This window comes from Ottowia sp. oral taxon 894 (assembly GCF_001262075.1).
In the GTDB taxonomy this organism is placed as follows: Bacteria; Pseudomonadota; Gammaproteobacteria; order Burkholderiales; family Burkholderiaceae_C; genus Ottowia; species Ottowia massiliensis.
This window is the reverse complement of the sequence record NZ_CP012073.1, coordinates 137,123-150,292: the sequence shown is the minus strand read 5'-3', so window position 1 is coordinate 150,292 and position 13,170 is coordinate 137,123. Positions and strand designations below refer to the sequence as shown.

9 protein-coding genes are annotated in these 13,170 nt (G+C 64.9%); 6 read left to right on the top strand and 3 right to left on the bottom strand.

Annotated features, from left to right (window positions below; genetic code table 11):
* Positions 1 to 195 precede the first annotated feature (195 nt).
* From cobN to ADJ79_RS00610, 3 genes are all read right to left on the bottom strand, one after another.
* Positions 196 to 4,437: a cobaltochelatase subunit CobN gene (gene cobN / locus ADJ79_RS00615; protein ID WP_082202750.1), complete on the bottom strand. Its 4,242-nt coding sequence runs from the start codon at positions 4,435 to 4,437 to the stop codon at positions 196 to 198.
* 98 nt (positions 4,438 to 4,535) lie between these two features.
* Positions 4,536 to 4,790: a hypothetical protein gene (locus tag ADJ79_RS13670; RefSeq protein ID WP_156303922.1), complete on the bottom strand. Its 255-nt coding sequence runs from the start codon at positions 4,788 to 4,790 to the stop codon at positions 4,536 to 4,538.
* Positions 4,791 to 4,959: 169 nt separating this feature from the next.
* Positions 4,960 to 6,954 carry a TonB-dependent siderophore receptor gene (locus ADJ79_RS00610; RefSeq protein ID WP_172673993.1) on the bottom strand — a complete coding sequence of 665 codons (1,995 nt, stop codon included), beginning with the start codon at positions 6,952 to 6,954 and terminating at the stop codon, positions 4,960 to 4,962.
* A 172-nt stretch (positions 6,955 to 7,126) separates the two neighbouring features.
* Here ADJ79_RS00610 and ADJ79_RS00605 point away from each other — a divergent pair, with 172 nt between their 5' ends.
* The 6 genes from ADJ79_RS00605 (at position 7,127) to ADJ79_RS00580 (ending at position 13,167) form a co-directional block, all read left to right on the top strand.
* Positions 7,127 to 7,588, top strand: a complete 462-nt coding sequence (locus ADJ79_RS00605) for a CBS domain-containing protein (protein WP_050714336.1) — start codon at positions 7,127 to 7,129, stop codon at positions 7,586 to 7,588.
* A gap of 2 nt (positions 7,589 to 7,590) precedes the next feature.
* Positions 7,591 to 8,664, top strand: a complete 1,074-nt coding sequence (gene aroC / locus ADJ79_RS00600; protein WP_050714335.1) for a chorismate synthase — start codon at positions 7,591 to 7,593, stop codon at positions 8,662 to 8,664.
* A gap of 418 nt (positions 8,665 to 9,082) precedes the next feature.
* Complete coding sequence (locus ADJ79_RS00595) at positions 9,083 to 10,069, top strand: iron ABC transporter permease (RefSeq protein WP_050714334.1); 987 nt, start codon at positions 9,083 to 9,085, stop codon at positions 10,067 to 10,069.
* A 140-nt stretch (positions 10,070 to 10,209) separates the two neighbouring features.
* Positions 10,210 to 11,016, top strand: a complete 807-nt coding sequence (locus ADJ79_RS00590) for an ABC transporter ATP-binding protein (RefSeq protein WP_371256864.1) — start codon at positions 10,210 to 10,212, stop codon at positions 11,014 to 11,016.
* A gap of 66 nt (positions 11,017 to 11,082) precedes the next feature.
* The gene (gene cobO, locus ADJ79_RS00585; RefSeq protein ID WP_050714333.1) at positions 11,083 to 11,664 is read left to right on the top strand and encodes a cob(I)yrinic acid a,c-diamide adenosyltransferase; all 582 of its coding nucleotides are present in this window, start codon (positions 11,083 to 11,085) and stop codon (positions 11,662 to 11,664) included.
* A 255-nt stretch (positions 11,665 to 11,919) separates the two neighbouring features.
* On the top strand, positions 11,920 to 13,167 hold the full coding sequence (locus ADJ79_RS00580) for an integrase family protein (protein ID WP_050714332.1): 1,248 nt from the start codon (positions 11,920 to 11,922) through the stop codon (positions 13,165 to 13,167).
* Positions 13,168 to 13,170 lie beyond the last annotated feature (3 nt).

Below are 13,170 nucleotides of genomic sequence, written 5' to 3'. Positions count from 1 at the left end.
GCTCATCGCAGATTCCACTAGGACGTCATGCTATGGATTGATGAGCAATAAAAGAGGCTTTCAGAACTGTGCAACGCTTGCGGGCGCTGGAGCGGGGCAGTTTCTGGGGCCGCCATAGAGCAGGCATTGGCTTTGTGATGGATGCCGCCCGCGCCCTTTTGGGGGCGCGTTGGGGGCGCGCTTTTGCTTGCTTGCCTACCTGCACTTGCGTCCGGCGCGCGCCTGGCTGGCTGCGCCGGCGGCCATGAGGGCGAGCAGGGCGCAGATGGCGATCAGGCGCTGCCAGTCGGTTTCGTCGCTGCCATCAGGCGGAGGGGGCGGCTGCTGGCGTTCGAGCTGCATGCCGCGCACGGTTTCGGCGGGCGGGGCGTCGGCGGCTTGTTCGGGCGGTTGTTCAGCCTGCGGCTGGGCGGGCTGCTCGGCCGGGGCGGCCGCAGCGGGCGCTTCCAGGCCGAAGCCGGGGGCCGGGGCTGTGCTGGCGGGGTCATTGACGAAGGCGGTGAACGGGGCGTTTTCGCTGCGCACGTCGTATTTGCGCGCGAGTTCGACGTAGCGGGCTTTCAGATCGGCCAGCGTTTGCTCGTCGGTGCGCCAGTAACCCTGGCGGATGGCTTCGACCATGCGCTCGATGGTTTGGGCCTGGGCGTGGGGGTTGTGCTTTTCAAACCACTGGTTCAGGCCCAGCTGGTGTTTGTCGCGCACGTAGACGTCCATCATTTCCTGCCATTGGTCGTCGCGCACGATTTCGCGGGAGACGGCGGTCCAGCCCCAGAAGTTGTTGGTGGCGTCGAGCACTTCGAGCGTGCCGGCGTAGCCTTCGGCCATCAGGCCCTTGATGTAGCCGGGGTGGAACTGGCGGGTGGACAGTTCTTTGGCCAGGAACTGGGCGGCGGTTTCGAGCCGTTCGCCGCCCGCCTTGCGCAGGTTGCTGATGTACAGCTGCGGCGCTTTGCCGTCGAGGTGGCGCACGGCCAGGCCAATGCCGCCGAGGAACTGGAAGGGGTCGTCGGTGGTGAGCATGCCGTAGACGTTGGAGGTGCGCGAGAGCACGGCGCCTTCGGTGCCGCGCAATTGTTCGGCGTAGAGGTTGGGGGCGTCTTGGGCGCTGGTTTTGCCGCTTTCTTTTCCGCTGGCTTTGCCGCCGCCTTCATCTTCGCCATCGCCTGCCAGGGTGCTGCCCCATTTGGCGGCATTGGGGCCGTAGGCGTATTGCATGCGCGAGAGGTAAAGGCGGGCGAGCTTGCGGTCGCCCTCGGCCTTGCCTTGCCACTGGTCGGTGTCCATGGCGGCGTGGTTGATGCCGGTGCCGTAGCGGCCCGAGGCGGAGGAGAAGATGCGCGTTTGCGCGGCGTCCAGCGCGTCGGCTTCGCTCATGCCGCCTGCGCGCAGCTTGCTGGCAATGCGGCGGGTGTTGGCGGCAATGGGGTTGTCGGCTTCGCTTTCGCCTTCGGCCTCGGAGGCGAGCTTGGCGGCCTGGGCGAGCTTTTCCATGATGTTGGGGAAGTGGTCGCGGTACAGGCCGGTGGCGGAGATGACCACGTCCACGCGCGGGCGGCCCAGCTCCTGGCGGGGGATGAGGCGCACGCCTTCCACGCGCCCGCCCGCGTTCCACACCGGCTCCACGCCCATGAGCCACAGCGCCTGCGCTTCGAGCAGGCCCTGGTGGCGCATGGTTTCGGCAGACCACAAGGAAAAGGCGATCTTGGCGGGGTATTTGCCGCCGTTTTGCTGGCGGTGGGCTTCAATGAGGGCGTCGCCCGCTTTTTTGCCCGCTTCCCATGCCTGTTTGGGCGGCACGCGGCTGGGGTCAAAGCCGTAGAGGTTGCGGCCCGTGCGCAAGGTGTCGGGGTTGCGCACGGGGTCGCCCCCGGTGCTGGTGGGCACGTAGCGGCCTGCCAGGGCTTGCAGCAGGCCTTCGTTTTCGCTGCTGGCGTCCAGCGCCTGCCACCACGCTTTGCCTTGCTCCAGCTGCTTTTGCAGCTCTTCGGGCAGATTGGCGGGGGTTTTGCCGTCAAGGTAGTCGGCCAGCAGGCGGTAGCCGGGGTTTTGGTCCAGCGCTTCGTAGTTGATGACGAGGGCTTCGTCCAGCTCGCTTTCAGGCACGCCGGCCTGGCGGGCGGCGGCTTCCTGGTACGGCTGGCCCAGCATCATCATGGCGGTGGCGATGCGGTGCCCGGGCGTGGCGGCTTCGCCGAAGGTGTGCAGGCCGATGGGCTGGATGGTTTGCGCCAGCTCGTGCAGGTGCACGTGCAGCGCGTCCACAAAGGCGGGGAATTCGGCCCTGGCTTTTTCGGGCGCCCAGGCCATGTCGGCCATGAGGCGCTCTTTTTCGGCCATTTTCAAAATGTCGGCGGCGTATTGCGCCTTGACGGCGCCTTCGTCTTGCGCCAGCCATTTGTGCAGCAGCTCGTGGATTTCTTCCAGCTTGTCGTGCAGGCCCGCCGGGCGCAGGGCGGCGGTCTGGTGGCTGATGGTGACGGCGCGCCCCCGGCGCTTGGCCTGGGTGGCTTCGCCCACGTTGTCGATGATGTAGGGATAGACCACGGGCACGTCGCCCACGGCGAGCATGGGCGGGTCGAACAGGGACAGGCCCCGTTCCTTGCCCGGCAGCCACTCTTGCGTGCCGTGGGTGCCGAAGTGAATGAGCGCGTCGCGCGCGGGCGAGGCAGCGGGCGGCAGCGGGTGTTTTTTGGCCGCTTGCAGGGCTTTTTCATCCATCGCGCCCTGGCGCACCCAGAGGTAGGCGGCCAGATACGAGTGGGGCGGCAGCGCGTCGGCCTTGGTGGAGTGGTAGAGGGCGGCTTCGCTCAGGCTGCCTTCGCCTGCGTTTTTGTCCACGCCTTTGTCGCTGCGGCCCATGAGGGGCAGCAGGGCCAGGCGGCCCATTTGCAGGCGGGGAATGACGAAGTAGCTTTTGCCGCCTTGTTGGATGACGTAGGCCGAGCGTTCCGGCTCGCCCCAGCGCTTGCGCATGGCCGCTTGCGTGGCCGCAGGCAGGCTTTGCAGCCACTGGCGGTATTGCGCCACGGGCAGCAAGGCGGCCAGGCCGTCTTTGAGTAGGCCGGGCAGCTCGCCGTCGCGGTAGCCGGGGGCCAGCAGGCGCTGCACGTCGGCAATGAGTTTTTCTTCTTCGGGCGGCTCGGGCACGTCATAGCCTGCCGCGTGCAGGGCTTTCATCACGCTGATGAGGCTGCGCGGCACGTTCATGAATGAAGCGGCCACGTTTTTTTCGCCGCCGGGGTGGTTCCAGAAGATGAGCGCCAGCTCTTTGTGCGCGTTGGGCTTGCGGCGCAGGGCGGCCAAGTTCAGCGCCTTGCCGGCCATGGACTGCATTTGTGCAGGAATGGCGGCGATGGCTTCATCGCCGCCCTGGCGCACGGCAGAGGCAATCTGGATGTCGGCCACGCCGGCCATTTCAGGCTGCGTCATGTAAAAGGGAATGCTGGCCATGGGCAGGCCGTGTTCGTCGGCGGCCCAGGCGGCTTCGTCGCCCGTGCGGTAGGTGGTGGCCTGAATGACGGGCAGGCCCAATTCTTCAAATTCTTTCCGGCGGCCTTCGGCGTTGAGCGTGATTTGAAAGCTGACGATGGCGTCGGCCAGCGGGGCGGCATCGGGCTGCTCGTTAGCAAAGGGACGCAGCAGCTTGCCAATGTCGCCAGCGGGCAGCATGCGGTCGTAAATGGGCATGGCAATGGCGCCTGTTTTTTCGATGCGCTGCACCAGGTCGTCAATAAAGCCCGTTTGCATGCCCGAGATGTATTCCTGATGGATGGACAAGGCGATGATGGGCGGCCGCTCGGCCTGGCCCTGAATCTGCGCCTGGCTCAATCCCTTGAATTTCAGAAATTCGGGCACGCTGGCAAAAACCAGATCGGGCGCTTTGGGGTGATATACGGCGGATTTTGGAAAGACCACGGGCGCGGGCAAATCAGCCGGGGCGGGCTTTTTGTGAACAATGGCCGAAAGCAGCGCGAGAAAGTTTTTCATGTTGCGCTCGCCGCCATTTTCATAATAGGCAATCAGCTTTTGAAGCTGCTTTTCGTCAAAACCGCCGGCCAGCGGCGTTTCCGATTCATGCAGCCAGGCGAAATAAGGCGCCTCAATGTTTTTCACGATGTCGCCCATGGCCGCCAGGGTTTGCGGGCGCATGGGCAAATCCAGCAAAACGGCTTCATGGCCCTTGAGCCGCTGCGGCTCCAGCGCGCTTGCGCCTGCGCCCAACGGCACGATGTATGAATCCACGGCCAGGCCGTAGGGCGCGGCCATTTGGGCCAGTTCGTGAAATTTGCCCTTGGGCACGTTGGACGTGGCGATGAACAGCAGTTTGTGCGGCGCGCCGCCTGCTGGCGGCTGGGCCAGGGCAGGGCAGGCCAGCCAGCAGGCGGCCAGCCAGAAAAGAAGAAAACGGCGCAAAAGACCAAGGGCGAGACGGGACATGGCGTGTCTGGCTGGGCGGTTGGAAAAGAGGCGGTTGTGCGGGCAGCGGACCGGGTGGCAGGTTTTGGGCATCCAATCGGCCGCAAGTCCTGATGGAATCAGCGCGGGCAGCTATCTTTTTTGAAGTCCATGACGGGCGCAAGCATGGCTCTTGCGCGAAAGCGGCCCGCAGAGCAGGGCGCTGATTCAGGAAAAAGCATATTCATCACTGCCATCCGGAATGAATCCGGCCATGCGCATGAACGGATATTTCCGGATGGGCGGGCCAGGTGAAAACGGACAAATGACATGGCTGAAGATTCGGCGCTTTCATTTCGCCAATGTGCGGCGGCATTTCCGGTGCCGTATTTCATTCATGGGCCTTCCGGGCCGCGCGCCCCTGCTTGAGCAGGGGCTGCTTCTCATCAAAAACAGAAGCAAATACAGACCCCACAAAAGGGCATCCTGCGCAATCTCCTTGCGGACCTCATGCTATCAAACAAGGAGCGAAAAAAGCCTTTTCGCAAGGGCTGCGCAAGCGCATCAGAAATCGGCCCGCACGTTCACGGCCAAGGTGCGGCCGCGAATGGCGTAGCCGAAGTCTTCGGACTTGTCGGCCAGGCGCACGTTGCCAATGTTGTCCACTCCCACGCGCCAGCTCAGCATCTTGTTGACTTGCTGGCCCACGCTGAGGTTGAACAGGGTGTAGGCGGGCAGGCGGCCGCCGCTTTGGCTGATGCGCTGGCGGCCCGTGTAGTCCAGCCCCAGGCGCGCGCTCAGGCCCCAGGCGCCTTGCCATTGCAGTTGCGAGTGCAGCACCTGGCGCGGGCGGCCGGTCAGTTCCACGCCGGAGTTGCTGTCTTTGGTGCGCAGCAAGGTGAGGTCGTTGTTCCACTTGAAGCCAGGGGCGAAGGCCCAGCTCAGGCCCAGCTCCGCGCCGCGCACGGTGGCGCGGTTCACGTTGTCGTACTGGTAGGTGACGCGCACCAGCCGCCCCATGCGCTGGCGGCTGACTTCGCGGAAATAGATCAGGTCTTTGACGCGGGTGTGAAACAGCGTGCCGCGCAGCGAAAGCGGCCCGGTGGTGTAGTCGGCCCCCACTTCAAACGAGGTGGAGCTTTCGGGCTTGATGCGGGCGTTGCCCAAGAAGGTGTGCGGGCCTTCGGCGCCCACGTAGTTGGGCGATATCTGCTTGAGCGTGGGCGCCTTGAACGCGCCGCCCACGCCGCCTTTGATGACGAGGTTTTCATTCGGCTCCCAGACCAGGTAGGCGCGGGGGCTGACGTGGTTGCCAAAGATCTGGTGATGGTCCACCCGCACGCCCAGCGTGGCGATGAGGTGGCTGGCAAAGGCGAATTCATCTTGCGCGAACAGGGCCTTGTGCGTGGCGCTGTCTTTGCCGCCGGTCAGCCCGGCGTTGATGAGCTTTTCGCGCCGCCATTCGCCGCCGGCGGTGAGGCGGTGGCTGCCCATGCGCCACTGCACGAAGCCATCGCCCACCACGTCGCGCATGTCTTGCGGGCGCGTGGGCGCAACGCCGTTGGTGCGGTGCGTGCTCACGCCAATGGCGCTGCGGTAGGCGCGCAGCTGCGCTTTGACGTCGTTGCCGAAAACGCCGTTCCACTGGCCGTAGCCGTGGTCGCGATTGACTTTGTAGGTGTTTTGGTAGGGCGTGGCCCGGGCGCTGCGCGCCACGTCGTCGTAGAAGCGGTCTTCGCTGCCGTGCTGAATGCCTGCCTCGAAGGTGTGGCGGGCGTTGAGCGCGTAGCGCGCCGAGAGGCTGCCGGAAGTGCTCCTGCGGCCTTCGATTTCGCTATAGCGCCGGTCTTCGCGCAAGGCCACGGGATTGACGTGGCTGCGCTCGGCATTGACGCGCAGCGCCAGCCCTTGCGCCACGGGGCCGCCCGCGTACACAGCGGTTTTGCCGCCCGTGCCGCCCCATTTGGCGCTGCTGGCGCGCTGGCCGGAGAGGCTGACCGAGCCTTCCCATTTGTCGGTGGGCCAGCGGGTGATGATGTTCACCACGCCGCCCAGCGCCTCGGAGCCATACAGGGCCGAGAGCGGGCCGCGAATGACTTCCACCCGCTCGATGGCGGAGGCGGGAACCCAGCCGTACTGGTAATCAGAGTGGCCCACCACGTCGTCCGAGGCGGCAATGCGGCGGCCATCCATGAGCACCAGCGTGTGCGAATCGTTCATGCCGCGCAGGGTGAAGGTTTTGCGCCCGCCCACCTGGCGCGCCGAAAGCGTCAGGCCCGGCGCGTCTTCAATCAGGGTGAGCAAGTCTTCATCAGGGCGGCTGCTTTGCTGGAGTGTCTGGCGGTCAAACACCGTGACGGAAGCGGGCGCGGTGCGGGCGTCTTCTTCGCTGCGCGTGGCCGTCACGGTCACTTGCGGCAGCACGGCCTGATCCTGGTTTTTTTTCTGCTTCTGCACATGGGCATGGCCCGCGTGCAAATCCTGCGACTGCGCGGCTCCGGCGCAAACCAGCAGGCTGGCAGCGGCCAAAACACTGAAACTCAAAGGGTGGCGCGACATGAAACAAGTCTCCTTCTAGCTGCGAAGCTAGTTATTTTGTCACAGCGAATAACAAGCGTTATCAGTCAGGGTCTATGCGCCAGCGGCGCTCTATTCAGGTTTCATCCAGAAGCGCCAGCCTTGGACTGGGCTATATTCATTTCCTTCTTTTCCCCGCACTCAAGAGGCCGCCATGAAAGTCAGCGATATTTTGCGAATCAGGGGCAATACCCTGTTTACCGTGCAAGCTGGCGAAACCCTGGAGGCGGCCATTGCCGTCATGGCTGAAAAAGACATTGGCTCGCTGGTGGTTGTGGAGCATGGCGAGCTGGCGGGCCTGCTCACTTTTCGTGAAGTCATTCTGGCGCTGGCGCAAAACCGTCCGCTGGACAGCATTCACGTGCGCAGCGTGATGAATGACAGCCCCCTGACTTGCACGCCCGAAACCGACATGGAAGAAGTCAGCCGCATGATGCTCAAACACCATGCCCGCTACATGCCCGTGATGGATCAGAAAATGCTCATGGGCATCATCAGCTTTCACGACATGGCCCATGCCGTGGTGAGCAGCCAGGATTTTGAAAACCGCCTGCTCAAGGCATTTATCCGGCAATGGCCGCAAACCGACGGCGGCGAACAGGGCAGGGCGGCATAAAAATGGCAGGCAACACGCTGGGCACTTTGTTTGCCGTGACCAACTTCGGAGAATCCCACGGCCCGGCCATCGGCTGCGTGATTGACGGCTGCCCGCCCGGCATGGCGTTGGCCGAATCTGACATCCAGCCCGAGCTGGACCGCCGCCGCCCTGGCAGCAGCGCCTTTGTCACGCAGCGCCAGGAAGCCGACCGGGTGGAAATCCTCTCGGGCGTGTATCAGGGCCAAACCACCGGCACACCCATCTGCCTGCTGATTCGCAACACCGACCAGCGCAGCAAAGACTATTCAGACATCGCGCAAGCCTTTCGCCCTGGCCACGCCGATTACGCCTACTACCGCAAATACGGCATCCGCGACCCGCGCGGCGGCGGCCGCTCATCCGCGCGCCTGACGGCCCCCACCGTGGCCGCAGGCGCCGTGGCGCGCAAATGGCTGCGCGAGCGCCACGGCACGCAATTTCAGGGCTGCATGACGCAGCTGGGCGAGCTGCCCATCGCCTTTGAAAGCTGGGACTACGTGGCGCAAAACCCGTTTTTCGCCCCTGTGGCCGACACCGCCGCGCTGGAAAACTACATGCGCGCGTTGCGCAAAAGCGGCGACTCCTGCGGCGCACGCCTGCGCGTGACGGCCCGGAACATGCCCGCCGGGCTGGGCGAGCCTTTGTATGACCGGCTGGACGCCGACATCGCCCACGCCATGATGGGCCTGAACGCCGTCAAGGGCGTGGAAATTGGCGACGGCTTTGCCTGCGTCACCCAAAAAGGCAGCGAACATGGCGACGCCATGTTCCCGGGCGAAGCGGGCCGCCCGCGTTTTGCCAGCAACCACGCTGGCGGCATCCTGGGCGGCATCAGCACGGGGCAAGACCTGGAGGTGAGCGTCGCCATCAAGCCCACCAGCTCCATCCTCATTCCCCGTCCTTCCATCAACACGGCAGGCGAAGCGGTCGAACTCATCACCAAAGGCCGCCACGATCCTTGCGTCGGCATTCGCGCCACGCCCATCCTGGAAGCATTGCTTGCTTTGGTCGTCATGAATCATGCGATGCATCAGCAAGCGCGCGCTACGGCTTAATTTTTTGGATGAGGAAAAGCTAGCCCGACGCTATCCGCCGAGAGCAGTTCGACCGAGAACAGTTCGAGCTTGCGCATTCTTTGTTCGAGAGAAGACTATTAAACTTAACATAAGGCAAATTATGGGAAGCTATTGGGTGAAGCGCGATGCTAAGGGTGAAGCGCGATGCTAAGAACGATGCTTGCCGCTCAATCCCATCATAGGCAAGGTGAGGTTGCTGGTAACGCAGGACATGCATGCTTTTTCCAGCAACTTGAGGAGTACCTTCAATGAGCCTTCGCCAGCGCGTAGAGCGTCCACAGCTTCTAATCAGCGCCAAAAGCGGCAGGCCCGCAAGGCACAGCAGCCTGCGGCTTGTCTAACCCCATGTCTGACTCTCATCCATGAAAATCCGGCCGATTTGGGCCGTTCGTGATTCATGCCTGCCGTTTTCCGTCTTGTTTTCGCCTTGTCGTTGGCTGGCATCGCCTTGGCCTGCCTGGGGCTGGGCGTGGGCAGCACGGGCTGGCGCAGTTTGTGGCAGGTGTGGGGCGATGCAGCGGCCTGGCAGATCGTGTGGGATGTGCGCCTGCCGCGCACGCTGGGCGCCTGGCTGGCCGGGGCGCTGCTGGGGCTGGCCGGGGCGGTGGCGCAGGGGCTGTTTCGCAATGCGCTGGCGGATCCGTTTTTGCTGGGCAGCGCCTCGGGGGCCACGCTGGCCGTGGCGCTGGCGCTGGCCGTCATGGGCCTGCCGCTGGCTGCCGCTGGCTGGCTGGCGCGGCTGGGGCTGACGGGGGCCGCTTTTGCGGGGGCGCTGGGCGGCGTGCTGCTGGCGCTGGCGCTGGCGCAAGGGGCGCAGCACACGCCGCGCCTGTTGCTGGCAGGCGTGGTGGCGGGCTATGCGCTGGGGGCATGCAAGGATCTGATCACGCTGGCCGCGCCTGACATCTTGCAGGCCATGCAGCTTTTCATGCTGGGCAGCAGCGCCTTCGTGGGCTGGGCGGGCTGCGCGCTGATGGCCGCCGCGCTGGCGGCCTGCCTGCTGGCGGCCTGGGCGCTGGCCCGCGTGCTGGACGCCCTCTCGCTGGGCGAGGCCACGGCGCGGAGCCTGGGCCTGCCCTTGCCTGCCGCCCGCGCCGCGCTGGTAGCGGTGCTGGCGCTGGCCACGGGGGCGGCGGTGGCGCAAACGGGGCTGATTGCTTTTGTCGGCCTGGCTGCGCCGCACGTGGTGCGCCAGCTCGCTCCGGTGCGCCATGCCTGGCTGCTGCCCCTGGCGGCGCTGGCGGGCGGCACGCTGCTGCTGGCAGCTGACATCGGCGCGCGCTGGCTGCTGGCGCCGCAGGAGCTGCCTGTGGGCGTGCTCACAGCCACGCTGGGCGGCGGTTATCTGCTGTGGCTGATGCGCCAGCAGGCGCGCAGGGAATGAAGCCGCTTGGAAGGATTGATTTCGCTCCATTATCCATAGCAATACGTCCTAGTAGAACGTGCGCGAAAGGCGTTTTTAAACCACTTGAATTCGCTCCTCTTTCTGATGCCCCAGATGCATTGCCCAGAAACCGTTTCGCCGTGAATCCGAACCCCCATCCACCCAACCCCCCTGCCCTGCAAGCTGAAAACATCACCCTGCGCCGTGACGGTCAGAGCGTGCTGTGCGGCGTGCGCCTGAGCGTGCCGCTTGGGCGCTGGCTGGCCGTGGCGGGGCCGAACGGCGCGGGCAAATCCACCTTGCTGCAATGCCTGGCCGGGCTGCTGCTGCCACATGAAGGGCAGACGCGCGTGCTGGGGCAGCCGCTGGCGGCGCTGACCGGGCCGCAGCGCGCGCGGCGCGTGGCCTGGCTGGGGCAGGCCGAAGCCGTTTCAGGCGAGCTGACGGCGTGGGATGTGGCCATGCTGGGCCGCCTGCCGCACCAAGGCTGGCTGGCCACGCCCTCGGCCGCCGATCGTGAAGCGGCCGAATCCGCCTTGCGCGACACCGGCGCGTGGGCCTGGCGCGGCAGGCCGCTGGGCCAGCTCTCTGGCGGCGAACGCCAGCGCGTGCTGCTGGCCCGCGCCCTGGCCACGCAAGCGCCCGTGCTGCTGCTGGACGAGCCGCTGGCCAATCTGGACCCGCCCCACCAGGCCGACTGGATGGCGCTGATGCGCCGCCACGTGGCAGCGGGCGGCGCCGTCATCAGCGTGCTGCACGAGCTGGGCATGGCCTTGCAGGCCGATGACCTGCTGCTGATGCGGGCGGGCGGCGTCTTTCACTGCGGCCCCGTGCAGGAAGATGCCACGCGCCGCGCCCTGCAAGCGGTGTTCGATGACCGCATCGCCATCCACCCCTTGCCGCCAGCGGCTGACGGCAGGCCCCAATGGGCAGCCATTGCCGTGTGAAACGGATTTTGAAACGGGCTTTGAAAATGGCCTTTTTTCTTTTTTAACCAGGTTTCAACGCCAAAAATGCAAATCGAAAACCCACCCGCCGAACGCACAACCCCCCGCCCCGAAGGCGAAAGGCGCGGCCTGATCATCATCAACACCGGCAATGGCAAGGGCAAAAGCACCGCCGCATTCGGCCTGGCCTTGCGGGCATTCGGGCGCACGCACGTTCACGGCAAAAAAATTCACATCTTCCAATTCATGAAAGTGCCCAGCGCCCGTTTTGGCGAGCATCGCGCTTTTGAAAAACTGGGCATTCCCATCGAAGGGCTGGGCGACGGCTTTTCATGGATGAGCAAGGATATTGAGAAAACCGCCGAACTGGCGCGCCAGGGCTGGCAAAAAGCGCGCGCGGCCATTCTGGATGGCGAGCATTTTCTGGTGGTGCTGGATGAAATCACTTACCCGCTCATCTACGGCTGGCTGCCTTTGCAAGATGTGCTGCAAACCCTGGCCGAACGCCCGCGCCACGTGCACGTGTGCCTGACGGGCCGCCGCTGCCCGCAGGAGCTGATGGACGTGGCCGACACCGTGACGGTGATGGAAATGCGCAAACACGCCTTCAGGGCCGGCATTCCGGCGCAGCGTGGCATTGAAGATTGAATAGGCCGGCTGACGGCCCGGAAATGAATCCGAAACACATCTGAAACACCCCGCGCCCAGCCGCCGCATTTCTTCTTCCGAATCGGCACGCGCACATGATGCCATGATTTGGAATCAGATGGCATAGGGCGCTTACAAGCAAGCAAAACCGCGACTTAATGGCTTCGTCGGCGGGCAATACGTCGTGCGAACACACGGCACCTTGTGGTGCTAAACCGTGTTCGCGCCGTGGCCCGCTTCACTCGGAGCCAACGCATGCAATCCAAGATAACACAGGCCCTCGTCGAGAGGGCGCCAGCACCCGACAGGGGCAAGTCCGTCCTCTACGCCGACAGCGAGATGCGCGGCTTCTACCTGATCGTCACGCCAACGAAGCGCAGCTTCTACGTGCAGTCCCTCGTCAACGGCAAGCAGGTCCGCACGAAGCTGGGCGACCACCCGAGCCTCGACGCCAAGCAAGCCCGCGACCTCGCCCGAAGGACGCTCGTGGACATGCGGGCGGGCGCGAACCCGAACGAGGAGCGCCGCAAGGCCAAGGCGCGCGGCATCACCCTGCGCGACGCGCTCGACCTGCACCTCGCCGCCAAGCCGCTGTCCCCGCGCACCAAGCAGGACTACCGCTACAACTGCGAGCAGTACCTCGGGGAGTGGATGGACAAGCCGCTGGCCGAGCTCGGCGCGGACCGCGCGGGCGTGCGCGAGCGCCACCGCAAGATCACCGAGAAGCACGGCGCGCCCTCGGCCGACAACGTCTTCCGCATCTTCCGCGCCGTCTACAACCGCGGGCTGCGGGAGCACCCGGACCTGCCCGCGAACCCGACCGCGAACGTGGACTACCACGGGCTGCGGCGGCGCAAGGTGGACTCGAACGCTGACAAGCTGAGGGCGTGGGGCAAGGCGGTGCTCGACCTCCACCCCGTGCGGCGCGACCTGCACCTGTTCTCCCTGCTTACCGGCATGAGGCGTAGCGCGACGTGCGAGGCGCGGGCGTCGGACCTGCACCTAGACAGGAAGATCCTTCACGTCCCGAAGCCCAAGGGCGGATCGGCCCGGGCGTTCGATTTGGCTCTCTCCGATGCCCTTTGCGACCTGCTCGACCACCGGCTGCGCGAATCACCCCGCCTACAGCGCAAGGGTCAGTGGCTATTCCCCGCCGACTCGAAGTCGGGCCACGTCGCCGAGGTGGCGCAGCACGAACTCGGCGGCCTCACAGGGCATGCGCTCCGGCACTGCTATTCAACGCTGGCGGTCGAGGCCGGCGTCCCGCTGCTTGAACTGAAGTACCTCCTCAACCACGCGGCGAGCAACGTCACGATGGGCTACATCCACGTCGGGCCCGAGCATCTGCGCAAGTATCAGGAGCTGGCATCCCGCTACATCCTCAACAAGATCGGACTGGAGTGGACGCCCGGCACCTGGCCGCCACGTCTAGCGTCGTCACCCGAAACGGTGGCCCCCGCCGATCGATCGGCGCAGCAGCATGTAGGTATGAACTGTGATTGAGGG

What these genes read in the sequence shown, in the direction of transcription:
- ADJ79_RS00605 (WP_050714336.1), top strand. Translation starts at nt 7,127, where the DNA reads ATGAAAGTCAGCGATATTTTGCGAATCAGGGGCAATACCCTGTTTACC.
- ADJ79_RS13670 (WP_156303922.1), bottom strand. Translation starts at nt 4,790, where the DNA reads ATGAAATACGGCACCGGAAATGCCGCCGCACATTGGCGAAATGAAAGC.
- cobO (WP_050714333.1), top strand. Translation starts at nt 11,083, where the DNA reads ATGCAAATCGAAAACCCACCCGCCGAACGCACAACCCCCCGCCCCGAA.
- aroC (WP_050714335.1), top strand. Translation starts at nt 7,591, where the DNA reads ATGGCAGGCAACACGCTGGGCACTTTGTTTGCCGTGACCAACTTCGGA.
- ADJ79_RS00595 (WP_050714334.1), top strand. Translation starts at nt 9,083, where the DNA reads ATGCCTGCCGTTTTCCGTCTTGTTTTCGCCTTGTCGTTGGCTGGCATC.
- cobN (WP_082202750.1), bottom strand. Translation starts at nt 4,437, where the DNA reads ATGTCCCGTCTCGCCCTTGGTCTTTTGCGCCGTTTTCTTCTTTTCTGG.
- ADJ79_RS00580 (WP_050714332.1), top strand. Translation starts at nt 11,920, where the DNA reads ATGCAATCCAAGATAACACAGGCCCTCGTCGAGAGGGCGCCAGCACCC.
- ADJ79_RS00610 (WP_172673993.1), bottom strand. Translation starts at nt 6,954, where the DNA reads ATGTCGCGCCACCCTTTGAGTTTCAGTGTTTTGGCCGCTGCCAGCCTG.